The following is a 23,246-nucleotide window of genomic DNA, read 5'->3' on the forward strand; positions in this document are numbered from 1 at the left end:
TGGTCGGGGGTGGCGTATCGCGACCACATCCACCAGCGCCGGGACCCGGCGACTGGACTCGACACCGACCATGACGATCCGCTCGTACCTCGACCGATTCGTCCATCCCTGGATCGCGGCGATCGCCACCGTCGGCGCGTTGCTCTGGCTCGCGTCCTTCATCGTCGCAGCCATCGGGCTCGGGATCCGCACGTCCCATCCGCTCTGGAACATCCGGCTCTTCGCCGCCTCGGGCTATCTCGGCCTCCTCGGGATGGGAATCATCGCGGCGTGCGCGCTCTGGCTCGGTGGCCTTCGAATCGTCCAGGTCACACGTCGTTTCGTCGGCTGAAGCTCCGACCCATTAGTCCTCGACCGGCTCCTCCTCGTCGACCTCGATGTAGACCGTCGCGATACCGATCACGACACCGAGCACGCCGAGCAGTGGGCCGAGCGAGCCCGCCGCGCCTTCGAGGAACACCACGACGAGCACCAGTGCGACGAGCTTCGAGAGCCGGTCGACCAGAAAGTAGGTTCGCGGGTCGAGCGAGACGGCCATCGCTCAGTCGTCGTCGGGCATCCGACCGGCGCTGTCCATCTTCGAGCGGCTGGCCGAGCGTTTCGAGTCCTTCCGGCGGACCCGCCGGCGGAGCATGACGTAGACGATCAGGCCGTAGACGACGGGGACGGCCACCGAGAGGACCTGGAGCGGGAGCTTTAGCTCCGTGGCCGGGATCCCGATCGATTCGGCGACGATCTCGTTCATCCCGGCGATCGAGAGCATCAGGACGAACGCGATCGAGGCGATGCCGACGGCGGTCGGCAGCGGCCGGTCGAGCGGGTTCGCCGTGAAGTGTCGCGGTTCCTCGCTGCGGTCGACGAACGGCCAGAGGAACATCGCCCCGACGACGAGCCCGGGGATGAGGACGCCGAAGACGAAGGTCCCGTAGCTCCCGAGCGCCGATATCGCGAGCTTCAACGCGCCGTAGGTCCACATGAAGAACCACGCCGGCGCGGGCTGGAGCGGCGTCTCGAACGGCGACGCCGGCCCGGCGATGGCGATCCGCTGGATCGGGAACAGCCCCGCGAGGAACGAGACGATCCCGACGGTGAACAGCCCGACGATGATCGTGACCGCCATCTGGTTCGGGGCGAACGGGATCCCGACGACCACCGACTCGTCGTCGTAGTCGGGGGCGTTCTTGGTGTCGGGCAGGTCCTTTCGCGTCCCCTGCTGTTCGGTGTGTTTCTGGCGGACCAGGATTCCGAGGTGGGCCGCGATGAGACCGGCGATCACCGCCGGCAGGAGGAAGACGTGATAGAAGAACATCCGCGGGATGATGGTCGAGGCGTTCGCCGGCCAGTTACCCCCGAAGACCAGGTTCGTCACCCAGGTCCCGATGAACGGGATCGACTGGGTGAGCTGGAAGCCGATACCGGTCGCGGTCTGGCTGAAGTTGTCGTAGGGCAGCGCGTAGCCGAGGAAGCCCTCGATCATCGCGATCGCGAGCAGGCTCGTGCCGATCACCCAGTTGATCTCGCGGGGGTTGCGGTAGGCACCGCTGAAGAAGATCCGCATCGCGTGGATACCGATGGCGGCGACGAAGACGTAGGAGGCCCAGTGATGGAGCATCCGGACGTACATCCCGAGCCGGACGTCGTAGGTGATGTGGAGGACGCTAGAGAAGGCCTGTGGGACGCTGGTCCCGGCGTAGTCCGAGACCTGCCCGACGTACTGGACGTTCTGTGCGGCCGGCACGTAGAGCAGCCCGAGCACGGTGCCGGTCACCGCGAGGATGACGAAACAGAACAGCGAGACCTCCCCGAGCAGGAAGGAGCCGTATCGGTCCTCCGGGAACGCCTTGCCAAGGAGTTCGTCGTCGAGGTCGAGGCGCGAGTCGAACCACTGGTAGATGCGGCTGTGTGAGTACCGCTCGTCCGTCTCGGCCTCCTGGGGGTCTGGATGCGCCATCGGTCAGGCGGTCCCGACCGGCCCTTCGAAGTTGCCGGTCGCGACGAGGACGTTCCCCTGCTGCGAGACCGCGATCGGGAGCTGTGGGATCGGTCTCGATGCGGGCCCGGCGACCACCTGCGCACCCTTCGTCGCGTCGTACTCGCTGCCGTGACACGGACACTGGGGGTAGCCGTTGAGGTGGTTCTCGACCAGACAGCCCGCGTGGGTACAGACCATCGAGTAGGCGACGTAGCCCTGGGCGGTGCCGTCGATGTTGGTCGGCTCCTCGAAGTCGCCCTGGTTGTACCGGAGCAACAGCGTCGTCGCTTCCTTCTCCTTCACCGGCTTGCCGTTCTCCTGTGGGAGCGCGAGGATGTGCTCTTCGGGGGCGCTCCCCTTCTGGAGCGAGTTCAGGTTGATCGGGTCGCCGTTCTGCTTGACGAGCTGGGTGCCCTGTGTGTATATCTCCGAACTCGCCCCCGAGGCGTTGCCCGCGCCGGCCAGTCCCTGGAGGGCCGGCAGGGCGAACGTCGCGACGGAGACCGTCCCCGCGATCCCGCCGAGCCACTTGGCGACGTCGCGCCGTCGCGCGTCGGGTGGTTCGTACCACATTCCGTCGGCGTCCTCACGCTCGACGAGCCGTCCCTCGGTCGATCCGTCCGCGGATGTATCGGTTGTGTTGTCGTCGGTCATTGGTTATCGGAATCCGAACGTTTCGTGAGCTTTCCCTCGTGGCCCCGGTCCTCGGCGACGTGGATCCGCGGCATGAACGACGCGGTGTAGATCGTGGCGAAGACCCCGAGCGAGATGAACGCCATGCCGGCGTAGACCCCGAGATACTGGGTCCGGGCCCACGTGAACGCCTCCACCCCGAACAGGAGCGAAAAGGACGTCGCCGTCCACGACATGACCACGATCCCGATCATCCCGGGCGTGGCGTAGTCCGCCGGCCAGTACTCCGCGAGTCGGCGCGACCCGGAGAGGAGGTACGGCGGGAGCGAGGGGGCTTCGCGGGTCTGGCCGCCGTCCGGCGCGACCGTCCCGTCGCGGTGTTCGGCGCGTGACCGTCGCAGGTGGCTGATGACCCGGATGTACCTGAGCGTGTAGTAGAGCATCCCCATCAGGGTGAAGAGGGCGACGAACGTCACCACGCCGGCGACGAACTCGTTGACCTCGACGGGCATGGGGAGGAACGTCTCGGTCGGGTTGATGACGCCGCGGTCCTCGGAGAGGACGACGGCGGATTCGGACTCGTAGGACGCCATCGCGAAGAACCACATCGGGACGAGCAACACCCCGATCAGCACCCCGATGACACCGGTCTCTTTTTCGATCTTCATGGTTCGGTTCGGTACGAAACGGTCAGGGATGGAGCATCACAAACCCATCGTCTCCGGCCCGGACCGTGGGTGTTCTGCGAACTGGTCACGATGTGGCGGGCTACACCCCGGCGTTATTTCCGCATTGCGATCAGGTTCAACCGCGTATCGTTCGTCAGACGGCCGGAGACCAACGAGATCGGCGGTTTATCCTCGTCGTTCATCGAGGATAAGTCGGGTCTTCGTGCTCACGACGTCGTCGAGTTCGCGCGCCTGCGTGATCAGTTCGTTGACCACCCCGGTGTCCGCCGCGTCGACGATGAGCACCACGTCCTCCTCGCCCGAGACCTGCCAGACGAAATCCACCTCGGGCCACTCGGCCATCCGGGCCGAGACCGCGGAGGTGTCGACGTCGACCGCGACGCCCACCTCGACCATCGCCTTGATGTTGCCGGTCCTGGTCGTGACGGTGAACCGTTCGATGGTCCCCTCGTCGATCAGGCGTTCGACCCGATTCCGTACCGTTCCCTCCGACGTGCCGACGCGTTCGGCGATCTCGGTGTAGGGCGTCCGCGAGTCGCGCCGGAGCACGTCGAGGATCGCCCGGTCGAGGTCGTCCATCCCCCACCTTCCCCCGGACCGTACTTCACGATTTCGAATATCGTAACTTCGCTTCGAACACAACCATTATTAGGGCCGCGTCTATACGGATATCGTAATGACCGACGCCTACGTGGCAATCGAGGGCGGGCACGTCCTGACCGGGCGGGCGCGCGCGCCGGGCACCGCGCGCGGCGAACTGGTGTTCACCACCGCGTACACGGGGTACGAGGAGAGCCTCACGGACCCCTCCTACGCCGAGCAGGTCCTGACCTTCTCCTACCCCCTGATCGGGAACTACGGCGTCCGGGACGAGCGCTTTGAGTCCGCCGACGTGCAGCCCACGGCGGTCGTCGCGCGCGAACTCACCGACGACGTGGCGGAGTGGCTCACGGAGGAGGGGGTGCCCGCGATCGACCACCTCGACACCCGCGACGTCGTGACCGAAGTCAGGGAGGAGGGTGCGATGCAGTGCGGCATCGCCGCGGGTCCCGACGCGACCCCCGAGGACGCCCGCGCGGAACTCGACCGGTGTAAAGCGATGAGCGACCACGTCGACATCGGGGCCGCGGTCAGCGTGACCGAGCCCACCGTCCACGAGGGTGACGGGAGATACGACGTCGCGCTGGTCGACTGCGGCGCGAAGGGCTCGATCGTCTCCTCGCTGGTCGAGCGCGGCGCGGACGTGACAGTCCTCCCCTACGACACGACGGCGACGACGGTGGCCGAACTCGACCCCGACGTCCTGTTCGTCTCGAACGGCCCTGGCGACCCCGAGAACTTCGGTGCGGCCCAGGAACTCGTCGGGGAGTTCGCCGGCGAGGTCCCCATCGCGGGGATCTGTCTCGGCCAGCAGATCGTCGCGAGCGCGCTCGGCGGTCGGACCGAGAAGATGACCTTCGGCCACCGCGGGGTCAACCAACCGGTCAGGGACCTCGAGACCGGCCAGGTCGTGATGACCACCCAGAACCACGGCTACACGGTCGCCGAACCCGGCGACGACCTCGACGTCACCCAGGTCAACGTCAACGACGACACCCCCGAAGGGCTCGAAAGCGACGCCCTCGACGTGCTCACCCGGCAGTACCACCCCGAGGCCAACCCCGGCCCGCACGATTCCCTGGGATTCTTCGACGACGTGCTCGGGATGGCCGAGGCGCGCGTCGCGCCGACCGCGGACTGAACCGACTAATCGACCTTTCTGACTTCCGTTCCAGCGAGTAGGTCGCCGAGCCGCTGGCGTCGCTTCGTCAGCGCCATCGTCACGAACCCGACGAAGTAGAGGGCCACGAAGTCGACCGGGCGAACGAGGTTCCTGATGAGGTAGGCCCGGCGGGAAGGTTCGTCGCCGTCCTCGTCCGTGACGACGAGCCTCGTGAGTCGCTTGCCGAGCGTGCGCCCGAAGGTGGCTTCGAGGCCGAGGTGGTAGCCGAACGCTATCAGCACGAACCCGGCCGCCACGAACCCCGTCTCGTTTCGAAGCCCGGGGATGATGTCGAGGCCGCGAGACAGCGCCCACGTCAGCACCGCGACCGCCGCGAGGTCGAGGAGGCTCGCGGTCGCTCGTCGGCCCGTCGAGCCCGGCTGGATCGGGTGGTCCCTCGAAACCCGTTCCCGGCCCTCGTCCGGCTCGAACGACGGCTCCTCGTCGATCGTCCCGGTGCGGAGCCATCTCGGGGTGTAGGTTCGTGAGACGCGGAGGTCGCGCCCGGTCGCGCGCTCGCCGAGTCCCGAAACGTGCGCGAGTCCGGTGACGAGGACCACGGTATCGTACCCTTCCTCGTCGGCGATCGTCGTCACCCGGTCAAGCATGTGTTCATTGCGAACGTCGACCGTCCGGAGTGCGAACTGCCCGACCGCCGTGTAGGCGGCGAGCGCGAACCACCCGACGACGAGGTCCGTCGAGAGTACCAGCCAGCCGAGGACGGGGACCAACGCGAGTCTGGCGCTCCCCCGGAGGATCTTTCCCGGATCGAGGGAGATCACGATCCCTCCGGCGAGCGGGATCGCGATGAGCAGGAGCAACCCGGCCGTTGCCTCGATATCGAACCAAGCCGTGGCGAGGATCCCGGTGACAGCCACGAGTGTTCCCACGACCGCTGCGAGGCGGCGGTCGCGTCGAAACACCAGCCGGAAGCCCACGCCGACCGCGAGCAACACCCCGACCGTGACCGCGGTCTGGATCGGGGCGACCACGAGGAACGCGATCAGGACGAACCAACTGAGCGCGATCGCGAGGGGTCCCGACTCCGCCATCACCGAGACCAGGGACCGATCGACTCGATGGACGGGCGTCTCCGGCGACAGTCGTTCGGTCGCGACGTGCTCGGTCGAATCGAACCGACGATTGAACAGGAGGTAGTACGGCGACCGTATCACGTTCAGTACGACACCACCCAGAAGGACGAGCGGAACCCGTATCGCCGCACGGACGGCCATTCGACGGGTGATGCTGTCCGTGGGCCACTCGACGAAGACGGCGTCGGCATCCGCCTCCTGCACGTAGTCCCTCAGTTCGTCCTCGACCTTCGAGAGCCGGTCGAAGTGGATGGTCCCGAACAGGTCGAGGCGGCGACGCATTTGCCGTTCGTTCACCGGACGGTGATAAATGCCTGCTGTCTTCGCGTGATGAGAATACCCGAATCAGACCTCGCGGAGGTCGTCGGTCGCCGCCCACCGGATCGCGGCGGCCGCGGCCTCGTCGGCCCGCCGGAGGACGACGGCTTCGAGCGTCGCGGGTTCGACGTTCGTCCTGGAGGTGTGCGAGAGCACCATGTGGGTGACCTCGACCGGAAGACCCGCCGCGGCGGTGACGTGAACCCCGTAGTAGGGATGGCCGAGTAGCGCCTCGATTCGGGTGCTCTCCATCCCGTCGAACTCGTAGCATTTGCTGACGTCGTGGACCAGCGCGCCCGCGAGCAGGAGGTCGAGATCGAGGTCGGCGTCGCGGTGCTCGATGAGCATCTCCCCGAGCGCCAGCGCGCCCGCCACGACGTCCCGGACGTGCGCGACGAAGGTCTCGTCGGGGAGGTCGAGTTTCCGCTGGGCGGGCGGATACCACGGTACCCCGTCGAGCGAGTCGAGTCCGTTCTCGGCCATCGCCGTGGTCCAGGCCTCGCGTACGCCCGCCCGGAGGTCGTCGTCCTCGATGCGCTCGATGCTCGGAAACGCGTCAGTGAGTGGGTCCGCAGTCATACCGAGAGAAGGACGGCGGGCGTGTTGTAGCCCTCGGGTTCGTCGTTACGCGCCCCAGTGGCCCTGCACCGTCGGCCGGTCGCCGACCGCCTCGACCGCCGAATCCTCGTCCTGGGCGTCGAGCGCCGACAGCGCGGCCCGCGCGCTCGCCGCCGTCGAGAAGTAGGTGACCTCCTCCTCGACACAGACCTCGAGCGCGTCCCGGTTCCGCGAGACGACGAGGTCCACCTCGCCCTCCATGATCGCTGTTTCGAGGTCGTCGAACTCGCGGAGCTCGAAGTGCTCGGCGAATCCATCGTGGAGTTCACGCCCGGCCTCGCTCTCGGGGTCGGGGAACTCGGGGTCCGAGAGGTCGATGACGGCGGTGCCGCCCGTCGGGACGGGTTTGTTCGTCGCGGACTGGGCCTTCCCGTAGGCCTTGCCGAAACTGTCGGCGGTGCCCATCACCTCACCCGTGCTCTTCATCTCGGGGCCCAGCCGCGGGTCGCTGCCCGGCAGGCGGTCGAACGGCAGCACGACCTCCTTGACGCTGGTCTGTTCGGGGACCTGCTCGGTGACCTCCAGTTCGGCGAGCGAGGCACCGGCCATCACCTGGGCGGCGAGTTTGGCGATCGGCACCCCGGTGGCCTTCGAGACGAACGGCACCGTCCGCGAGGAGCGGGGATTCGCCTCCAGGACGTAGACCTCGTCGCCCTTCACCGCGAGCTGGACGTTGAGCAGCCCCACCGTATCGAGCGCGTCCGCGATGTCCTCGACCACTTCACGAACCCGACCGAGCACTTCGCTGTCGAGCGATTCCGGGGGTATCATGCAGGCCGAATCGCCCGAGTGAACCCCCGCCGACTCGACGTGTTCCATGATCCCGCCGATCAGGACCTCATCACCGTCGGCCACGGCGTCGACGTCGAGTTCGACCGCCCCTTCGAGGAACTGGTCGACCAGGATCGGCTGGTCGGGGCTCACTCTGACGGCCTCTTCGACGTAGCTCTTCAGGTCCTCGTCGTCGTAGACGACGTCCATCGCGCGTCCGCCGAGAACGTAGCTCGGACGCACCAGGACGGGATAGCCGATCTCGTGGGCGAGGTCGAGGGCTTCGGCCTCGCTCTCGGCCGCCCCGCCCGCGGGCTGGGCGATCCCGAGGTCGTCCATCAACCGGTTGAACCTGTCCCGGTTCTCCGCGAGGTCCATCGCCTCGACGGTGGTTCCCAGAACGTCGCAATCGAGTCCACGGCGGTCGAGTTCGGCCTCCAGCCCGCGGCCGATGTCGACCGAGGTCTGGCCGCCGAACTGGACCATCACACCGTCGGCCCCGGTAGTCTCGACCACGTCGGCGACCTCCTCGGGGGTGATCGGCTCGAAGAACAGGCCATCGGAGGTGTCGTAGTCCGTCGAGACGGTCTCGGGGTTGTTGTTGACGACGTGGGCTTCGATCCCCATCTCGCGGAGCGCGCGCACGGCGTGCACGGTACAGTAGTCGAACTCGACGCCCTGGCCGATCCTGATGGGGCCGCCGCCGACGATCACCACGCTCTCGACGTCGCGGTTCACCTGCACCTCGTCGTGGTCGATGCCCGAGACGCGTTCGCGCGCGGAGTAGTAGTACGGCGTCGAGGCGGCGAACTCGCCGGCACAGGTGTCGACCTGTTTGAAATCACGCGGCGAGACGCTATTCTCGACCTCGTCGATCGGGGCCTCATCCGTCGTAATACCCCCAGCACCGTCGGCCCGCGTCAGCGCACCCTCGTCGCCCGCGGCGAGCGCCGCGACCTCCTGGTTGGTGAAGCCCACGTCGGCCGCGGGCTCGAAGTCGCCCTCGGCGGCCGCGCCCGCGGCCTCGGCGATCCGGGCGTAGCGCTCGACGTACCACGGCTTGATCCCCGTGAACTCGGAGACCTCGTCGACCGAGTATCCCCGCCCGAATGCCTCGAACATCGCGTAGGGTCTGTCGGGGGTCGGCCGTTCGAGGTACTCGGCTTCGAGCGCCGCGTCGTCGAGGTCGGCCCAGTCGACGTCGGGTTCGTACTCGGTCGAACGGAGCGCCTTCAGGAGGGATTCCTCGAACGTCCGCCCGATCGACATCGCTTCCCCGGTGCTCTTCATCGCCGTCCCGAGTTCGAAGTCGACGTCCGCGAACTTCTGGTTCGGCCACCGCGGGATCTTGGTGACGACGTAGTCGATCGCGGGCTCGAAGGCGGCGGTGGTCTCCCCGGTGATCTCGTTTTCGATCTCGTGGAGGCGCTTGCCGAGCGCGACCTTCGCGGTCACGCGCGCGATCGGGTAGCCGGTGGCCTTCGAGGCGAGCGCCGACGAACGCGAGACGCGGGGGTTGACCTCCACCACGCGGTACTCGCCGCCGGGCGAGCCGTCGTCGCGCCAGGCGAACTGGATGTTACAGCCGCCCTGGATACCGAGCTCGCGGATCACGTCGAGCGCGGCGGTCCGCATCGCCTGGTGGCCGTCGTCGGGGATCACCTGCGAGGGCGTGACGACCATCGACTCGCCGGTGTGGATCCCCATCGGGTCGAGGTTCTCCATGTTGCAGATGATGATACACGAGTCGTCGGCGTCGCGCATCACCTCGTACTCCAGCTCGACCCAGCCCGCGATCGACTCGGTGATCAACACCTCGCCGTTGCGCGAGAGCCGCAGCCCCTTCCGGACGCTCTCCTTCAGTTCGTCCATCTCCTCGACGACGCCCGACCCGCTCCCCCCGAGGGTGTAGGTCGTCCGCATGATCACCGGGAGGCCGCCGACCGCCTCGACGGCGTCCTCGACTGCCTCGACGGATTCGATCGTCACCGACTTCGCGACGGGCTGGCCGACCTCCTCCATCCGGTGGCGGAACAGTTCGCGATCCTCGGTGGCGTAGATGGTGTCGAGCGGGGTGCCCATGATCTCGACGTCGTATTCCTCCAACACGCCCTCCTCGGCGAGCTCGGCGGTGACGTTGAGTCCCGTCTGCCCGCCGAGCCCCGCGATCACGCCGTCCGGGCGTTCCTTCTCGATGATCTCCGCGATGGCCTCGGTGGTGATGGGCTCGATGTAGACCGCGTCGGCCATCTCGGGGTCGGTCATGATCGTCGCGGGGTTCGAGTTGACGAGGACGACGCGTGCGCCCTCCTCGGCGAGCGCGCGGCACGCCTGCGCCCCCGAGTAGTCGAACTCCGCGGCCTGCCCGATCTGGATCGGGCCGCTGCCGATGAGCAGGATGGTCCGGTCTGCGTGTGTCATTACCCACGCCAGTTCGCACATCGTAATAAGCCCGGCGAATCGGTACGAGATGCGTAGCCGAGCTTCGATTTTCGAAATCGGGTGTGCGAGGACGGTTCGCTGGCCGTGCGTCCCGCTCCTCGGTGTGGGAGAGCGATGTTGACGAGATCGAACGAGTCCGGGAAAATCACGGTCGCAACCGGGCTCACGAACCGGCAGTTCGGGGCGTCGAACGGTGACCCGTGATCAGTTGGCTTCGTCGCGGATCAGATACCGGTAGGGCCGGTCGTGCAGCACCTCGACGTCGCCGGTTTCGGACCGACGCCCCAGGACGGTCGCGACCTGGTGGGGGCTGTCGAGCTCCTCGCCGTTGGCACGGAGGAGGTCGTGTATCTCGCGGGCGGTGAGGGGTTCGGTGACGCCGGTCTCCGAGAGCACGGTCCGGATCCGCTCGAACTCGCTCCGCCGGAGTTGCATACACACACCATGGTGCGGAGACACATAACACCACGTCAGACAGCCGTATGACGGTCGTTGCGGTGAATCGCTCGATGGCGGCGCGCCGACGGCGACGGCCGGTGTCAGACGGGCGTGTCGGTTCCGCGCTCGAAGTCGCGTTCGCGGCGATAGGCGTCGACGAACGCCTCGACGTCGAACTCGTGAAGCTGGGATTCGAACTCGCGCCGGGCCGCGTCGTCCTCGGCGTGGCTCACGGCGTGGTCCATCAGCTCGACGACGAGCTCGACCACCACCTCGTGGAGGCGGCGCGAGTCGAACTCGGCGACCCAGACCCACGCGTAACCCACGTCGGTGTCCTCGGAGACGTCCTCGCCGACGACTTCCTCGGGGAACTCCTCCAGCACGACGCCCATGAGGTGACGGGTATCGAACGTGCCGCCGTCACTGGGTTCGATCGCGGTTTCGAGCACCGAGACGAGGGACTCGGGCACGAACCGGCTCAGCGGGTGGACGTCCATCACGACGGCGTGGCGCGCGCCACACGAACACTCGAACTCCCGGAGCCCCATGTCGAGGGCCGAGACCGCGACCGACTCCCCGCACGGGAGGTCGATCCCGGTCTCGCGGCTGCCCGGGACGCGCGGCTTGGTCATGCGGGTGATTGGGGCGCATCGGGGTTAAACGCCGGGGTCATCGGTCGATCCGTGGCCGACCGAGCTCGGGCTCGCGCGGTTCGGCCCGGAGCTGCGTGTAGGCGTGGGTGACGGTCGCGGTGCCGAAGACCGCCGCCGGACCGCCGAGGCACACCCACGCGACCCACGCCACGGCCGGTCCGAAGAGCACGCCGAAGAGGGCTCGAACCGCTACGAGGGGGACGAGGGTCAGCGCGACGACCGCGACCCCGAGCCCGAGGAGTTCGAGGCGGTGGCCGCTGGCGACCCGCCAGCTCTCGTTCAGCGCGTCGACGAAGGTCCGGTTCTCGACCGCGATCTCCTGGCGAAGGAAGAAGAACGACGTCGCGAGGAACAGCGCCACGACCGCCCCGCCGACGACGACGGCGAGGATCCCGAGCACCCCGCCGAGCCCGACCAGAAACCAGACCGCGAACCCGCCGGCGACCCCGTTGAGCGTCGGGAGGACGAGCGGGCGCAGCCGGTCGCGGGTGAGGCTCGTCGGGTCGGCGGCGAAGGTCCGGACCCCGACGATCCGAAGCGTCTCTCGAAGGACGCCCGCGAGGACGACGAGCCCGCTCGCGACCGAGGCGGGTACGCCGAGCGCGAGCGGCGTCGTGGCGTCGAGCGCGTCCGCGACCGTCCGAACCTCGCGCGGCGTGAACCCCGTCTCGGCGGTGGGCCGGGTGCGGAGGGTTTCGAGGGCCGGCTCGGCGGCGTCGCGAAGCAGGGTCTGGCCCCCGACCACGCCGACGACCCCGATGGCCGCGAACGCGAGGGCGAGCACCAACCCGTCGCGCGAGGCGGTTCGCCTCGCCCCGGCGCGGACCGCGGTCCGGATCCCTACCGACATGATTTCGGCTCCCGGCTCGGGCTATTAAAACGTTCCATCGTGCGACGCTGGCGGGTCAGGGCCAATCGTCGCGGGTCTCGGGTTCGGGCTCCGGTTCGTCGTCGCCGTCGTCGAGCGTCCAGCCCGCGGCGTCGGCGGCGTCGGTGACCGCGAGGTACTCCCAGTCGACCTCGCTGGCGAGGTCGATGTCGTCCTGCCCCGTGCCGACGAAGACGTGGCGGTCGGTGTCGAACTGGTTCTTGACGTTTTCGAGGCTCTCGCGCCGGCCGCGCGGCCCGGAGAAGAAGTCCTGGCGGATCCGGTTCTTCCGGGTGAAGTTCGTGACGACGTAGGTGGGTTCGTCCGAGACCACCCCGATGTACTCGGTCCATCGTCGCGCGTCGGAGAACACCTCGGTGGGGTTCGCGAGCGCTTCGAGGGCGTCGAGCTCGAACGCCAGCGTCATGTCGCCGCTGCCGCCTTCCATGGCGCGACTGGGTGCGGACGCAGGAAAACGGCTTCGGTGCGGGTCGGGACTACTGGCCGGCGGGCGTCGCGAGCTCGTCGAGGTCGACCTCGGGTTCCATCAGGAGGTCCTTGCAGTCGCTGACGTCGCGCTCCTCGCGGATGAGCTTCTTGTACTTGCTCTGGGGCGCGAGGTTGCCGATGAGGACGCCGCCGACGATCTTGCCGTCCTTGAGCGCGAGCCGTCGCCACTCGTCGTCGCCGAAGGAGGCCTCGACGGAGTCGTCGCCGATGGTGGGATGGCCGAACGAGAGGAAGGGGAAATCGAAGTGGGTGATAGAGTAAGAGGAGACCCAGCGAAACTCGGCCTCGGGCGCGTCGGCGAGCATGTTCTTGCCCGCGACGGTGCCCTGTTCCTTCGCGCTGCCCCACGAGCCGTTCTGGGCGTGCTCTCCGAGGATCACGTCGTAAAAGCGGGTGAGGTCGCCCGCAGCGTAGACGTCCTCGACGGACGTTTGCATGTGTTCGTCGACCACGACGCCCTCGTCGAGTTCGATGTCGGTGCCCTGGAGGACCTCGAGGTTGAAGTCGAGGCCGATGGCGATCCCGACGAAGTCGCAGTCGTAGGTCTCGCCGTCCGGCGCGACGGCGGCGGTGACGTGGCCCGCGTCGTCGACCTCGAAGCTATCGACGCCGCTGTCGAAGACCGGCGTGACGTTCTTTGCTTCGAGCGCCTCGTGGATGATCCGTGCGCCCTCGGGCGAGAGCGCGTAGCGCCACCAGCACTCGCCGCGCATCAGGTAGTTGGCCTCGACCTCCTGGGCACCGCAGATCGCCGCGAAGTCGATCCCGAGGAGTCCGGCACCGACCACGACCCCCTTCTCGGCCTCGTTCACGTCCTCGGCGATGCTGCGTGCGTCCTCGAACGTCCAGAAGTGGTGGATCCCCTCGGCGTCGCTGTTCTCGACGGGGAGTTGGGTCGGGGTGCCGCCGGTCGCGATGAGGAGTTTGTCGTAATCGAAGCTGTCGCCCGCGTGGGTGTGGAGGCTGTGGGCGTCGGTGTCGATGGCGGTGACGAGCGTGTTGAGCCGGAGGTCGATGTCGCGGTCGTCGTACCAGCCGGGCTGGTGGATCGACATCGGGGCCTCGGGGAGTTTGCCCTTCGCGAACTCCTTGATCAGGATACGGTTGTAGAGGGCTTCGCCCTCGTCGGTGATCACCGTGACGTCGGCGTCGGGGTCGCCCTCGCGGATGGTCTCGGCCGCGGAGCTCCCGGCGATCCCATCGCCGATGATTACGTACGAGGTAGGCATAGGGGGAGTTCGACGCCGGGGGTAATGTGAATTGCTATCTCGCGGCCGTTCCCGACGGACGGTGCGTTGATGTGTCTCGCGTCCCGAGAGCGGGTATGAAACTCAATCAGACCGTCCGGCACTTCGCGGCGAAGCAGGCGCTCTCGACGCCCGTCGTCGGCAACCTCGCGACGCAGGGGCTCGTCCGGCTCCACACCGGCGTGTTCATGGGCAAGGCCGACCCCGAGCACGCCGAGGAGCGCAAAGCCCACCTCGACGGGCTGTTCGACGCCACGATGGAGAGCTATCTGGCGGCGCTCCGGGACGGCTTCACCGAGGCCGAAGCCCGCGAGATCACCCACATCCAGGCCAACTTCGACTTCTACGACCACGGCTGGGTCGAGATGATGGAGTTCCCGGTCGACGAACTCGACGACCACCACGACCGCTTCGGCGAGTTCTTCGATCGGTTCGCGATCACGGTCGAGGACCCGCTCGGCGCGTTCGCGCCCGCCGGTGGACTCCCCGATGCCCCCGCGACCCCCGAGAAACTCGACGACCCCGACCAACCGAACGCCGTCGGGGGCTACGCCGACGAGACCTACGTCGACGGCCCGGACGGCGAGGTCCTCGTCGGTGGTGCCGACGACCCCGAGGAGGTCGACCTCAGCGACGCGCCCGGCGTCACCGCCGACGACGTCGAGGACTAACCCCTCGGCCCGACCGCAACCCGCAGACCGCGGGCTTATCCCTCGGCCGACACAGGCACGAGACATGGTTGACCCCCAACTCGGTCAGGCCACGATCGTCTACGACGACCCCAACGAGGGCAAGATCGAGACCGTCGTCGACAACGAGTTCATCGCCTACTTCGACGACCACTGGCTCGTGAAGGTCGGCGAGGACGGCAACGGCAACGACGTCGTCCGTCGGATCCCCAAAGAACGCGTCCACTACGTCGAGCGGTCGGTCGAGCAGTTCCAGGACAAGCTCGACAAGCTCGCGGACGAGGCCCAGGAACGGCTCCCATTCTGATTCGGTCCGGCCCTCCCCTCAGACCGCCGTGACCCACGCCCGATAGTCGGGCGCGCAGTCGTAGACGTCTTGGAACGCCCGGTCGACGAACTCGGCGACGCGTGCGGGGTCCGTCCGCGCCGCGACCCGGAGGTTGACCCCCTCGGCCTCTTCGGGCCGGGTGAGTTCGTCGACCACGAACTCAGGATACTCGTCGAGCAGCGCGTTCGCCCGGTCGAGTTCGTCCTCGGTGCAGTCGAGGTTCACCACGCCGTCGGCGAACTGGACCCAGGGTGCGAGGGTCGGCTCGTCCTCGGCATCCTCGTCGGGGATCGGGGGCGCTTCGACCGCTACTTCGATGGTCAGAAAGGGGCTCTCGCGTTCGCCGTGGGCTCGAATCGCGTCAACGAACAGTTCTCGTCGCTCCCCCTCGGTTGCGGCGTCGAATCGGGTCATGAGCCGGTTTCGGCGGGTGCGTTGAAAAACGGGGTGGAAGCGACGCCGATGGGCAAACGGCGACGGTATCTACAAACCTTTTAGGGTGGCTTCCGAAGCGGGGGCCATGAGCGAGAACCAACCCAACGTTCTGCTGCTCGGACCGCCGGGCGCGGGCAAGGGAACCCAGAGCACGAACGTCGCCGACGAGTATGACATCCCGCACGTCACGACCGGGGACGCGCTCCGGGCGAACAGGGACATGGAGACCGAGTTCGGCACGCCACGCGAGTTCATGGAGGCCGGCGAACTCGTGCCCGACCCCGTGGTGAACGAGATCGTCGCGGAGGCGGTCTCGGAATCCGAGGGCTACGTGCTCGATGGCTACCCCCGGAACGAGGAGCAGGCGGAGTACCTCGCCGACATCACCGCGCTCGACGTGGTCTGTCTGCTCGACGTCGACGAGTCCGTGGTGGTCGACCGGCTCACCGGCCGGCGGGTCTGTCCCGAGTGCGGTACGAACTACCACGTCGAGTTCAACCAGCCCGAGGAGGCGGGCGTCTGCGATGAGTGCGGTAGCGAACTCGTCCAGCGCGACGACGACACCGAGGAGACGGTCAAGGACCGGCTGCGGGTCTACCACGAGAGCACCGAGCCCGTGATCGAGTACTACCGCGAGGCGGGCGTCCTCGAAACGGTCGACGGCGAGGGCTCCCCCGAGGAAGTCTGGGAGGAGCTCCGAGCGACGATCGACGCCGCGGTCTGAGCGGGTTCGACGGCCACACGCGAAGTAAAAGGTTGATTAGGCCGCATACCCGATTGGACGGAAATGGGACGAACAGGCGAGAAAGCACGCTCGCTGGTCGCCGAGGACCCGGCGTTCGCCGAGGCGCTCACCGTGGTGCTCGACCGGGCCGGGCACACGGACGACGACCCCGAGCCCGACGGCGGCACGCGACCGCACACGGTGCAGTGGGGCGACGTCAGCGACGAACTCACCTCGGGACAGTGGGGCCGGCTCATCGAGACCGGTATCCTCCACGACGCCGACGGCGACGGCTTCGCGGTCTCTGACCCCGCCGAGGTCCGCGAAGCGCTTGGCGACGACGCCGTGGACACGTCGGCGACCGACGACGACGACGGCGGGACGTGGACGACCTACGACAAGCTCGCGGCGGTCGGCGCGGTCGCCCTCCTGCCCTCGTATTACTTCGACCCGATACGGAACGCGGTCGGCGGGACCGCCGACCTCGTGCTGGGCCCGTTCGACGCGATCCTGCCGTTCTACGCCGTGATCTTCGTGCTCTCGGTGCTCACCGGGCTCTACACCGTGCTCTTTCAGTCCGCGCTCATGGACACCGAGCAGATGGGCGACATCCAGGAGCGAATGAGCGACATCCAGGAGCGCCAGAAGGACGCACGCGAGCGCGGCGACGACGCGGCGCTCGAACGCATCCAGCAGGAGCAGATGGACGCGATGGGCGACCAGCTCGGGATGTTCAAGCTGATGTTCCGGCCGATGGTCTGGATCATGCTGGTGACGATCCCGGCGTTCGTCTGGATGTACTGGAAGCTCGGGGTTCACGGCGGTGGCGGGGTCGAGCACATCGCCCAGGGCGAACGCCACATCGTCATGCCGATGATCGGCCGGATGGCGTGGACGGGTGCGGAGGGCCGGATCCTGGGGCTGCTCCCGGTCTGGCTCGCCTGGTACTTCATCTGCTCGTTCGCCTTCCGGCTGGTGATCCAGAAGACGCTCAACCTCCAGACCACCCCGCAGACGGGCTGACCCAGGACGCAATCCCTTTGTATCGGGCCGGTCCGATGGTTTTCATGTTTGTTACCATCTCTGGACCGGCGGGCGGCGGTAAATCCACGACCGCCGCGGCACTCGCGGAGACGCTCGGTTACGACCATGTCAGCGGCGGCGACATCTTTCGGGAAGTCGCCGCCGAGCGAGGGCTGACGGCGCTCGAACTCAACCGGCAGGCCGAGGAGGACGACGCGATCGACCGGGCGCTCGACCGCCGCCAGCGCGCGGTCGCCGAGGCGCGCGACGACGTTGTGCTCGAATCCCGGCTTGCTGGCTGGATGGCGGGCGACTTCGCTGACCTCAAGATCTGGCTTGATGCACCGCTCGACGTTCGTGCCGCCCGGATCGCCGACCGCGAGGACAAATCACTCGACGTAGCCCGTGAGGAAACCCACGCCCGCGCCGAGAGCGAGGCCCGGCGCTACCGGGAGTACTACGGGATCGAGTTCACCGATCGCTCGATCTACGACCTCGTGGTGAGCACCGCCCGCTGGAGCCCGGAGGGCGTCTTACGAGTGCTTGAGGAAGCGTGTGCCGCTTACGACCCCACGGTAGACGAGGGCGGCGTCGAGATCGACGCCGCGTACGACCTGTGATGCGGGGTTCGCCCGACGAGCGCACGCCCGCGGCGAACCGGTCGTTCGGGGTCGTGAACCTCGACAAGCCGCCCGGACCCTCGGCCCACCAGGTCACCGGCTGGGTTCGCGACCTCGTCGGCGTCGAGCGCGCCGCCCACGCCGGTACCCTCGACCCGAAGGTCACGGGCTGCCTCCCGATCCTGCTCGGCGACGCCACCCGGATGGCCCAGGTCTTCCTCGAAGGCGACAAGGAGTACGTCGCCGTTCTGGAACTCCACAAGCCGGCCCCCGCGAACGTCGAGAACGTCCTCGCCGAGTTCGAGGGACCGATCTACCAGAAACCGCCGAAGAAGAGCGCGGTCGCGCGTCGCCTCCGAGTCCGGACGATCCACGACCTCACGCCGCTCGAAACCGAGGAGCGCCGGATCCTCCTCCGGATTCGCTGTGAGAGCGGGACCTACGTCAGGAAGCTGTGTCACGACCTCGGGCTCGCGCTCGGCACCGGCGGCCACATGGGCGACCTCCGGCGGACCTCGACGACGCCGTTCGACGACACGAAACTCGTGAGCCTCCACGACCTCGCCGACGCGCTCGCGTTCGCCGACGACGGCGACCCGGAACCCCTCTCCGACGTCGTCAGACCGGCCGAACGCGCGCTCACCCACCTCCCGCGGGTGACGATCGCCGACAGCGCCGCCCGAGAGGTCGCCGAGGGCGCGCCGGTCTACGCGCCCGGCGTGCTGGACGTCGAGAACACCGATCCCGAGACCGTCGACCCCAAGGACGACGAACCGCTGGTCGCCTGCTACACCCCCGACGGGGCGGCGGTCTGCCTCGGACGGTTCGTCGGCGATCCCGATGCCGACTCGGGGACCGTCGTCGACCTCGAACGGGTACTGGTTTGACTCGGTGAGCGTTCTGCACCGGCTCGTCGGCGGGCTGGGTTTCCGTCGACCGCCGTGATCACTCCGACGAGGGGTTCCCCGTCTCGTCGATCCGCTGGTCGTACTTCTCCAGGCTCTCTGCGAGCGCCTCGCCGGCGTCGATATCGGCGGCGTTCGCGATCTGCAACAGGGTAAACATGGTGTCGCCGAGTTCCTCCTCGGTTATCCCTATCTCCTCCGGCCGTTCCCCGTACCCCGTCGTCTCGACAGCGTCCTCGGCCATCTCCCCGATCTCCTCGACCATGGTCAGCAACCGGAACTCCAGACTCGTCTCAATCCCGTGTCTGTCAACGAACGCCGCTACCTCTCCCTGTTCGTCCATGGATCTCCCTCCGATGTGAGTCCCAATAATCTTCCGTCCCGTCGGTACCGAAACGGTAGCGCCGTTCGGTCAGTCGTCGGCACTCGTGGCTCTCGCTTCGGACGAGTCCTCGATCTCGACCCCGCCGGTGAGCTCGGTGTAGGGGTAGGGCATGTCGATGCCTTCGTCGTCGAAGCGCTCCTTCACGGCCTGGACCCAGGCCGAGAGCGTGTGGACGTACTTGCCGCGCGAGGGGTCGTCGATGTGAGCGCGCGCGGTCAGCCCCACCGCCGAATCGCCGAGTTCGGTGAGGATCACGTCGGGTTCGGGTTCACCCTTGATGTTCCCGACCGTGGCGGCCTCCTGGACGATGATCTCCTTCGCCTGTTCGATGTCGTCGTCGTAGCCGATCCCGAAGGTGAAGGGGACCCGAAGCCGGTCGTTGGCGACGGGGTTGGTGACGGCGTTGTCGGCGAGTTCGGAGTTTGGCACCGTGATGAGTTCGTTGTCGAAGGTCTCGAGTTTGGTGACGCGGAGCCGGATCTCCTGGACGACACCCGATTTCGTGCCGTCGCCCGAGGGCCACTCGATCCAATCGCCCGTCCGGAACGGCTTGTCGCGGAGGATGAACACGCCCGCGACGAAGTTGCCGATGAGGTCCTGGGCGGCGAACCCGAGCGCCAGCGCGAGCGCGCCCGCCAGGGTCGCGAAGGCCGCGAGCACGGTGCCAAAACCCGCGATCGTCGCCGCGAGCGCGAGCGCGGCGAACAGCGCGAGCGCCCCCGCGATCCGACCGCCGAGCCCAACGACCGTCCCGTCGAACCCGCGAACGTCGAGCGCGCGTTTCGTCGCCCTGGTCAAGACGAACTTGGCGACCGGGTAGATGACGACGAACGCCACGACGAACAGCACGACCGTGGTCGCGGCGCTCACGACCGCGTCGCCGTACTGGTTCACGAACTGCTGGGGCGTCCTCGGGAGACCCTGCTGGAGGACCGTCGAATACATCGTTCGAATCGACAGCCGAATCGGTTATGAAACCATCGCCGGTGTCCACCGGTTCGGCACGGCCGCCCGAGTCCCGGCCGTCCGCGTGCGCGAAACGAAGGGCTTAATCCACGAGCCGGCGTCGGTCGAAACGCGGGACCGTGGGGTAGCTTGGTATCCTCGGCGCATGGGGTGCGTCGGACTCGTGTTCGAATCACGACGGTCCCATTCCACCTTTTGCTGCGCTCGGCCGCGAAGCGGCCTCGCTGGCAAAATGTGGATCAAAAGCCTCCTCCTTCCTTTCAGTCAGTCGTCGGCCCGCTCTCGCTCACTGCGTTCGCTCGCGGTACAATCACTAACTCCCGCACAGCACCAACCGCACCGCCGAAGCCCTCGCGCCTGCGGCGCTCGCCGAGACGCCAGGCCCGCACCGAGCCGCACTGCCCGCCGCTCACAACCAGTTTTCGAGCCACACTAGCTGGTTCGCCAGTTCGTCAGCCGCGAAGAACCGTTCGACGCGCTCGATCGCGACGGCGAACTCGCTCGGATTCGGGTTCGGCGTGGTGTAGACGACGATTCCTGCGTGCTCGATCTCGTCATCGAGTTCGATGAAATCGCGGTCGTTCGTCAGGACGACGAGACCGTCATGCGCGCACTCTTCGAGCAAGGCTTCGTCGACCGATTCCCGACCGTAGCGCTCTTGGGCAGTAATGACGGTGTACCCGTTCGAACGGAGCGTCGCCGTGACGGCGCTCGGTACGTGCTCGTCCGCGAAAAACCGAACCGTCACCGTTCGGCTGTGGGCGGCGAAACCGAGCGCGATTCGAGTTGTTGCTCCTGTTTTTCGTGGCGACTTCGGATCTCGCGTATCTCGTCCGGATGCTCGTAGTAGTACGCGAGTGCTGTGTGGACCTCGGCGAGCGAGATGTCCAGTTGGTCGGCGACGTACGCTGGGGATTCGTCGTTACGAACCATATCGACGACTTGGAGAACGCTGATCCGCCGTCCGTCGAGACGTGGCTCACCGCCCAGCGTCCCCTCCGTCGAGACGATATCGCTCATTGTCGACGACTCCGCGTGGCGTGCCAATGACTCTTGTGCCCACTTTTTTGCGTCGGGTGGCCTCTCTTCGGTCGACCACCACGCCTTGAAAAGCTTGGACTAAAAAGGGCCGCTCACTCGCTGCGCTCACGGGTCACTGCGTTCCCCGTTCGCATCCGAGGTTCGACTGGAAGGAGAACCTCGCGCCGCTCGTTCGCGGTGCAACCACTACCATCCGCACTGTCGCCGTACAGCACCACCCGCACCGCCGAAGCCCTCGCTCATTCCACTCGCTCGCCCTTCATCCGCCAAGAAAGCACTTCTCTCCCGAGCCTCGGCTCGCGCCTGCGGCGCTCGCCGAGACGCCGACCCCACACTGCAACTACGGCCGAAAAAACCAATCCGGTCGTGTTTCAGTCCCGCTTCACGCCGGGGTTCGTCACCGCACCGTTGGCCGCCGAGCCGAAATCCCGGCCGTACTTCGCGAGCACGCCCGACTGGTAGTTCGCCTCGGGCTGTTCCCACGCGTCGAGCCGGGAGTCGAGTTCCTCGTCCGAGAGGTCCGTCTCGATGGTCCGGTCCGGCACGTCCACACGCACCGTGTCGCCGTCTTCGAGCGCGGCTATCGGCCCGCCGACGAACGCCTCGGGCGCGGCGTGACCGATCATCGGCCCACGCGTCGCACCCGAGAATCGCCCGTCCGTGATGAGCGCCACGTCGTCCTCGTGGCCTTGACCGACCACCGCGGCCGTGACCCCCAACATTTCACGCATCCCCGGCCCGCCCCGCGGGCCCTCGTTCCGGATGATGATCACGTCGCCGCTCTCGATGTTGCCCTCCTGGACCCACTTCATCGCGCTCTCCTCGTCCTCGAAGACCCGTGCCGGGCCCTCGTGGTGGAGTTTGTCGTCGCCGGTGACTTTCAGGACCGCCCCGTCGGGCGCGAGGTTCCCCGAGAGCACCTTGATCGCGCCCTCGTCGTGGATCGGGTTCTCGACCGTCTGAACGAGATCGGAATCGATCGCGGAGTCCTCGGGCAGGTCGAGGGCCGCGAGGCTCTCTTCGAGCGTCTTGCCCGTCACCGTCATCGCGTCGCCGTGGAGCAGGCCCGCGTCGAGCAGCCGACGGAGCACGACCGGTACGCCACCCTGCTCGTGGAGGTCGGCCATCACACCCGCACCGCCGGGGCGGAGGTGACAGATGTGCGGGGTCCGGGCCCCGATCTCGTTGAAGTCCTGGAGTGAGAGGTCGATGCCCGCCTCGGCGGCGAGCGCCGGGAGGTGGAGCACGGCGTTCGTCGATCCTCCGAGCGCCATCTGGAGCGCGATGGCGTTCTCGAAGCTCTCCTTCGAGAGTACGTCCGACGGTCGCAGGTCCTCCTCGATACAGTGCATGACCGCCTCGCCCGCGCGCCGCGCGACGTCGAGCCGGGCGTCGGACTCCGCGGGCGCGCTCGCCGACCCGAGGGGGGCGAGCCCGAGCGCCTCGCTCATACTCGCCATCGTGTTCGCGGTGTACATTCCGGCACACGACCCCGCCCCTGGGCAGGCGTCGCGTTCCAGGGAATCGAGCTCCTCGCGCGAGATGTCGCCCTGGGAGTACGCGCCGACGCCCTCGAAGACGTCCTGCACAGTGACGTCGCGGCCCTCGTGGTGGCCCGGCAGGATGGTCCCGCCGTAGACGAACACGCTCGGGAGATCAGTACGAATAGCGGCCATCATCATCCCCGGGAGGTTCTTATCACAGCCCGCGACCGTCACCAAGGCGTCCATCCGTTCGCCGAACGAGACGAGCTCGACGGAGTCGGCGATGACCTCCCGCGAGATGAGCGAGGCCTTCATGCCCTCGGTCCCCATCGAGATGGCGTCGCTCACGGTGACGGTGCCGAACTCGATCGGCATCCCGCCCGCGCCCTCGACGCCCTCGATGGCGGCGTCGGCCACCGAATCGAGGTGGACGTTACACGGCGTGACGTCCGCCGCGGGGTTGGGGACGCCGACCATCGGCGATTCGAGCGCGTCGTCGTCGAAGCCCATCGCGCGGAACATCGAGCGGTGGGGCGCGCGGTCCGGCCCGTCGGTGACCTCGCGGCTGCGCAAGTTCCCGTCCTTTTCCGACCCTTCGGCGTCGCGGTGTTGTGGTTGTTGGCTCATGCCA

At 67.4% G+C, this 23,246-nt stretch carries 27 protein-coding genes and 1 tRNA gene; 9 read left to right on the plus strand and 19 right to left on the minus strand.

The features are described 5' to 3' along the window. Positions 1-70 precede the first annotated feature (70 nt). Entirely contained in the window at positions 71-331 is a 261-nt protein-coding gene (locus tag C447_RS13735; RefSeq protein WP_007694977.1) for a hypothetical protein, read from the plus strand. Positions 332-343: 12 nt separating this feature from the next. On the opposite strand, the gene C447_RS13740 is transcribed toward C447_RS13735, so the two are convergent. The 5 genes from C447_RS13740 to C447_RS13760 form a co-directional block, all read right to left on the minus strand. After that, positions 344-538 (minus strand): hypothetical protein, encoded by a 195-nt coding sequence (locus C447_RS13740; RefSeq protein WP_007694979.1) that lies wholly within the window; start codon positions 536-538, stop codon positions 344-346. Between the two features lie 3 nt (positions 539-541). After that, positions 542-1,951, minus strand: a complete 1,410-nt coding sequence (locus C447_RS13745) for a cytochrome b (protein WP_007694981.1) — start codon at positions 1,949-1,951, stop codon at positions 542-544. A gap of 3 nt (positions 1,952-1,954) precedes the next feature. After that, positions 1,955-2,626, minus strand: a complete 672-nt coding sequence (locus C447_RS13750; RefSeq protein ID WP_007694983.1) for a QcrA and Rieske domain-containing protein — start codon at positions 2,624-2,626, stop codon at positions 1,955-1,957. Continuing rightward, positions 2,623-3,273 (minus strand): hypothetical protein, encoded by a 651-nt coding sequence (locus C447_RS13755; RefSeq protein WP_007694987.1) that lies wholly within the window; start codon positions 3,271-3,273, stop codon positions 2,623-2,625. Before C447_RS13755 ends, C447_RS13750 begins: the two co-directional genes overlap by 4 nt. Before the next feature lie 186 nt (positions 3,274-3,459). Beyond that, entirely contained in the window at positions 3,460-3,873 is a 414-nt protein-coding gene (locus C447_RS13760; RefSeq protein ID WP_007694991.1) for an Lrp/AsnC family transcriptional regulator, read from the minus strand. A 97-nt stretch (positions 3,874-3,970) separates the two neighbouring features. Here C447_RS13760 and carA point away from each other — a divergent pair, with 97 nt between their 5' ends. Continuing rightward, positions 3,971-5,035, plus strand: coding sequence for a glutamine-hydrolyzing carbamoyl-phosphate synthase small subunit (gene carA / locus C447_RS13765; RefSeq protein WP_007694992.1), 1,065 nt, complete (start codon positions 3,971-3,973; stop codon positions 5,033-5,035). Positions 5,036-5,040: 5 nt separating this feature from the next. Here carA and C447_RS13770 read toward each other — a convergent pair whose 3' ends face one another. The 8 genes from C447_RS13770 to C447_RS13805 all read right to left on the minus strand — a co-directional run bounded on the left by C447_RS13770 (position 5,041) and on the right by C447_RS13805 (position 13,997). Further along, on the minus strand, positions 5,041-6,432 hold the full coding sequence (locus C447_RS13770; protein ID WP_007694993.1) for an RDD family protein: 1,392 nt from the start codon (positions 6,430-6,432) through the stop codon (positions 5,041-5,043). A 63-nt stretch (positions 6,433-6,495) separates the two neighbouring features. Then, complete coding sequence (locus C447_RS13775; RefSeq protein WP_007694994.1) at positions 6,496-7,047, minus strand: HD domain-containing protein; 552 nt, start codon at positions 7,045-7,047, stop codon at positions 6,496-6,498. Positions 7,048-7,092: 45 nt separating this feature from the next. Continuing rightward, a complete protein-coding gene (carB, locus tag C447_RS13780; RefSeq protein WP_007694995.1) occupies positions 7,093-10,278 on the minus strand; it encodes a carbamoyl-phosphate synthase large subunit in 3,186 nt (1,061 codons plus the stop codon). Between the two features lie 225 nt (positions 10,279-10,503). After that, positions 10,504-10,734 (minus strand): hypothetical protein, encoded by a 231-nt coding sequence (locus C447_RS13785; RefSeq protein ID WP_007694996.1) that lies wholly within the window; start codon positions 10,732-10,734, stop codon positions 10,504-10,506. Between the two features lie 104 nt (positions 10,735-10,838). Beyond that, positions 10,839-11,369 carry a DUF5815 family protein gene (locus tag C447_RS13790; protein WP_007694997.1) on the minus strand — a complete coding sequence of 177 codons (531 nt, stop codon included), beginning with the start codon at positions 11,367-11,369 and terminating at the stop codon, positions 10,839-10,841. A 37-nt stretch (positions 11,370-11,406) separates the two neighbouring features. Continuing rightward, positions 11,407-12,240 carry a hypothetical protein gene (locus tag C447_RS13795; protein ID WP_007694998.1) on the minus strand — a complete coding sequence of 278 codons (834 nt, stop codon included), beginning with the start codon at positions 12,238-12,240 and terminating at the stop codon, positions 11,407-11,409. 55 nt (positions 12,241-12,295) lie between these two features. Beyond that, on the minus strand, positions 12,296-12,706 hold the full coding sequence (locus C447_RS13800) for a DUF7124 domain-containing protein (RefSeq protein ID WP_007694999.1): 411 nt from the start codon (positions 12,704-12,706) through the stop codon (positions 12,296-12,298). Positions 12,707-12,755: 49 nt separating this feature from the next. Beyond that, a complete protein-coding gene (locus C447_RS13805) occupies positions 12,756-13,997 on the minus strand; it encodes an NAD(P)/FAD-dependent oxidoreductase (protein WP_007695002.1) in 1,242 nt (413 codons plus the stop codon). Positions 13,998-14,092: 95 nt separating this feature from the next. Here C447_RS13805 and C447_RS13810 point away from each other — a divergent pair, with 95 nt between their 5' ends. Both C447_RS13810 and C447_RS13815 read left to right on the plus strand, forming a co-directional pair. After that, on the plus strand, positions 14,093-14,686 hold the full coding sequence (locus C447_RS13810; RefSeq protein WP_007695003.1) for a DUF6149 family protein: 594 nt from the start codon (positions 14,093-14,095) through the stop codon (positions 14,684-14,686). Positions 14,687-14,750: 64 nt separating this feature from the next. Continuing rightward, on the plus strand, positions 14,751-15,011 hold the full coding sequence (locus C447_RS13815; RefSeq protein ID WP_007695004.1) for a hypothetical protein: 261 nt from the start codon (positions 14,751-14,753) through the stop codon (positions 15,009-15,011). Positions 15,012-15,029: 18 nt separating this feature from the next. Here C447_RS13815 and C447_RS13820 read toward each other — a convergent pair whose 3' ends face one another. Beyond that, positions 15,030-15,446, minus strand: coding sequence for a hypothetical protein (locus C447_RS13820; RefSeq protein WP_007695006.1), 417 nt, complete (start codon positions 15,444-15,446; stop codon positions 15,030-15,032). A gap of 106 nt (positions 15,447-15,552) precedes the next feature. Between C447_RS13820 and C447_RS13825 the strand changes: the two genes are divergently transcribed. The 4 genes from C447_RS13825 to C447_RS13840 all read left to right on the plus strand — a co-directional run bounded on the left by C447_RS13825 (position 15,553) and on the right by C447_RS13840 (position 18,721). After that, on the plus strand, positions 15,553-16,191 hold the full coding sequence (locus tag C447_RS13825) for an adenylate kinase (RefSeq protein WP_007695007.1): 639 nt from the start codon (positions 15,553-15,555) through the stop codon (positions 16,189-16,191). A 63-nt stretch (positions 16,192-16,254) separates the two neighbouring features. Continuing rightward, complete coding sequence (locus tag C447_RS13830; RefSeq protein WP_007695008.1) at positions 16,255-17,214, plus strand: DUF106 domain-containing protein; 960 nt, start codon at positions 16,255-16,257, stop codon at positions 17,212-17,214. A gap of 44 nt (positions 17,215-17,258) precedes the next feature. Then, a complete protein-coding gene (cmk, locus tag C447_RS13835; protein ID WP_029601827.1) occupies positions 17,259-17,834 on the plus strand; it encodes a (d)CMP kinase in 576 nt (191 codons plus the stop codon). After that, positions 17,834-18,721: an RNA-guided pseudouridylation complex pseudouridine synthase subunit Cbf5 gene (locus C447_RS13840; RefSeq protein WP_007695016.1), complete on the plus strand. Its 888-nt coding sequence runs from the start codon at positions 17,834-17,836 to the stop codon at positions 18,719-18,721. The genes cmk and C447_RS13840 overlap by 1 nt, the downstream gene beginning before the upstream one ends. 58 nt (positions 18,722-18,779) lie before the next feature. On the opposite strand, the gene C447_RS13845 is transcribed toward C447_RS13840, so the two are convergent. Next, positions 18,780-19,082: a MazG nucleotide pyrophosphohydrolase domain-containing protein gene (locus tag C447_RS13845; protein WP_007695017.1), complete on the minus strand. Its 303-nt coding sequence runs from the start codon at positions 19,080-19,082 to the stop codon at positions 18,780-18,782. Between the two features lie 69 nt (positions 19,083-19,151). Further along, entirely contained in the window at positions 19,152-20,069 is a 918-nt protein-coding gene (locus tag C447_RS13850) for a mechanosensitive ion channel family protein (protein WP_007695020.1), read from the minus strand. Positions 20,070-20,203: 134 nt separating this feature from the next. Here C447_RS13850 and C447_RS13855 point away from each other — a divergent pair. Next, a tRNA-Pro gene (locus C447_RS13855) sits at positions 20,204-20,276 on the plus strand. A 223-nt stretch (positions 20,277-20,499) separates the two neighbouring features. Here the strand turns inward: C447_RS13855 and C447_RS13860 are convergent. The 3 genes from C447_RS13860 to ilvD form a co-directional block, all read right to left on the minus strand. Then, positions 20,500-20,838, minus strand: coding sequence for a DUF5615 family PIN-like protein (locus C447_RS13860; protein ID WP_007695021.1), 339 nt, complete (start codon positions 20,836-20,838; stop codon positions 20,500-20,502). Then, the gene (locus C447_RS13865) at positions 20,835-21,110 is read right to left on the minus strand and encodes a DUF433 domain-containing protein (protein ID WP_007695022.1); all 276 of its coding nucleotides are present in this window, start codon (positions 21,108-21,110) and stop codon (positions 20,835-20,837) included. Before C447_RS13865 ends, C447_RS13860 begins: the two co-directional genes overlap by 4 nt. A gap of 392 nt (positions 21,111-21,502) precedes the next feature. Next, positions 21,503-23,242 carry a dihydroxy-acid dehydratase gene (gene ilvD, locus C447_RS13870; RefSeq protein WP_007695023.1) on the minus strand — a complete coding sequence of 580 codons (1,740 nt, stop codon included), beginning with the start codon at positions 23,240-23,242 and terminating at the stop codon, positions 21,503-21,505. Positions 23,243-23,246: the final 4 nt, after the last annotated feature.

It is taken from the genome of Halococcus hamelinensis 100A6, assembly GCF_000336675.1.
Classification (GTDB): Archaea; Halobacteriota; Halobacteria; order Halobacteriales; family Halococcaceae; genus Halococcus; species Halococcus hamelinensis.

Excerpts from the sequence above, each read along its gene's own strand:
- C447_RS13735 (WP_007694977.1), top strand. The coding sequence starts at position 71 with ATGACGATCCGCTCGTACCTCGACCGATTCGTCCATCCCTGGATCGCG.
- C447_RS13740 (WP_007694979.1), bottom strand. The coding sequence starts at position 538 with ATGGCCGTCTCGCTCGACCCGCGAACCTACTTTCTGGTCGACCGGCTC.
- C447_RS13745 (WP_007694981.1), bottom strand. The coding sequence starts at position 1,951 with ATGGCGCATCCAGACCCCCAGGAGGCCGAGACGGACGAGCGGTACTCA.
- C447_RS13750 (WP_007694983.1), bottom strand. The coding sequence starts at position 2,626 with ATGACCGACGACAACACAACCGATACATCCGCGGACGGATCGACCGAG.
- C447_RS13755 (WP_007694987.1), bottom strand. The coding sequence starts at position 3,273 with ATGAAGATCGAAAAAGAGACCGGTGTCATCGGGGTGCTGATCGGGGTG.
- C447_RS13760 (WP_007694991.1), bottom strand. The coding sequence starts at position 3,873 with ATGGACGACCTCGACCGGGCGATCCTCGACGTGCTCCGGCGCGACTCG.
- carA (WP_007694992.1), top strand. The coding sequence starts at position 3,971 with ATGACCGACGCCTACGTGGCAATCGAGGGCGGGCACGTCCTGACCGGG.
- C447_RS13770 (WP_007694993.1), bottom strand. The coding sequence starts at position 6,432 with ATGCGTCGCCGCCTCGACCTGTTCGGGACCATCCACTTCGACCGGCTC.
- C447_RS13775 (WP_007694994.1), bottom strand. The coding sequence starts at position 7,047 with ATGACTGCGGACCCACTCACTGACGCGTTTCCGAGCATCGAGCGCATC.
- carB (WP_007694995.1), bottom strand. The coding sequence starts at position 10,278 with ATGACACACGCAGACCGGACCATCCTGCTCATCGGCAGCGGCCCGATC.
- C447_RS13785 (WP_007694996.1), bottom strand. The coding sequence starts at position 10,734 with ATGCAACTCCGGCGGAGCGAGTTCGAGCGGATCCGGACCGTGCTCTCG.
- C447_RS13790 (WP_007694997.1), bottom strand. The coding sequence starts at position 11,369 with ATGACCAAGCCGCGCGTCCCGGGCAGCCGCGAGACCGGGATCGACCTC.
- C447_RS13795 (WP_007694998.1), bottom strand. The coding sequence starts at position 12,240 with ATGTCGGTAGGGATCCGGACCGCGGTCCGCGCCGGGGCGAGGCGAACC.
- C447_RS13800 (WP_007694999.1), bottom strand. The coding sequence starts at position 12,706 with ATGGAAGGCGGCAGCGGCGACATGACGCTGGCGTTCGAGCTCGACGCC.
- C447_RS13805 (WP_007695002.1), bottom strand. The coding sequence starts at position 13,997 with ATGCCTACCTCGTACGTAATCATCGGCGATGGGATCGCCGGGAGCTCC.
- C447_RS13810 (WP_007695003.1), top strand. The coding sequence starts at position 14,093 with ATGAAACTCAATCAGACCGTCCGGCACTTCGCGGCGAAGCAGGCGCTC.
- C447_RS13815 (WP_007695004.1), top strand. The coding sequence starts at position 14,751 with ATGGTTGACCCCCAACTCGGTCAGGCCACGATCGTCTACGACGACCCC.
- C447_RS13820 (WP_007695006.1), bottom strand. The coding sequence starts at position 15,446 with ATGACCCGATTCGACGCCGCAACCGAGGGGGAGCGACGAGAACTGTTC.
- C447_RS13825 (WP_007695007.1), top strand. The coding sequence starts at position 15,553 with ATGAGCGAGAACCAACCCAACGTTCTGCTGCTCGGACCGCCGGGCGCG.
- C447_RS13830 (WP_007695008.1), top strand. The coding sequence starts at position 16,255 with ATGGGACGAACAGGCGAGAAAGCACGCTCGCTGGTCGCCGAGGACCCG.
- cmk (WP_029601827.1), top strand. The coding sequence starts at position 17,259 with ATGTTTGTTACCATCTCTGGACCGGCGGGCGGCGGTAAATCCACGACC.
- C447_RS13840 (WP_007695016.1), top strand. The coding sequence starts at position 17,834 with ATGCGGGGTTCGCCCGACGAGCGCACGCCCGCGGCGAACCGGTCGTTC.
- C447_RS13845 (WP_007695017.1), bottom strand. The coding sequence starts at position 19,082 with ATGGACGAACAGGGAGAGGTAGCGGCGTTCGTTGACAGACACGGGATT.
- C447_RS13850 (WP_007695020.1), bottom strand. The coding sequence starts at position 20,069 with ATGTATTCGACGGTCCTCCAGCAGGGTCTCCCGAGGACGCCCCAGCAG.
- C447_RS13865 (WP_007695022.1), bottom strand. The coding sequence starts at position 21,110 with ATGAGCGATATCGTCTCGACGGAGGGGACGCTGGGCGGTGAGCCACGT.
- ilvD (WP_007695023.1), bottom strand. The coding sequence starts at position 23,242 with ATGAGCCAACAACCACAACACCGCGACGCCGAAGGGTCGGAAAAGGAC.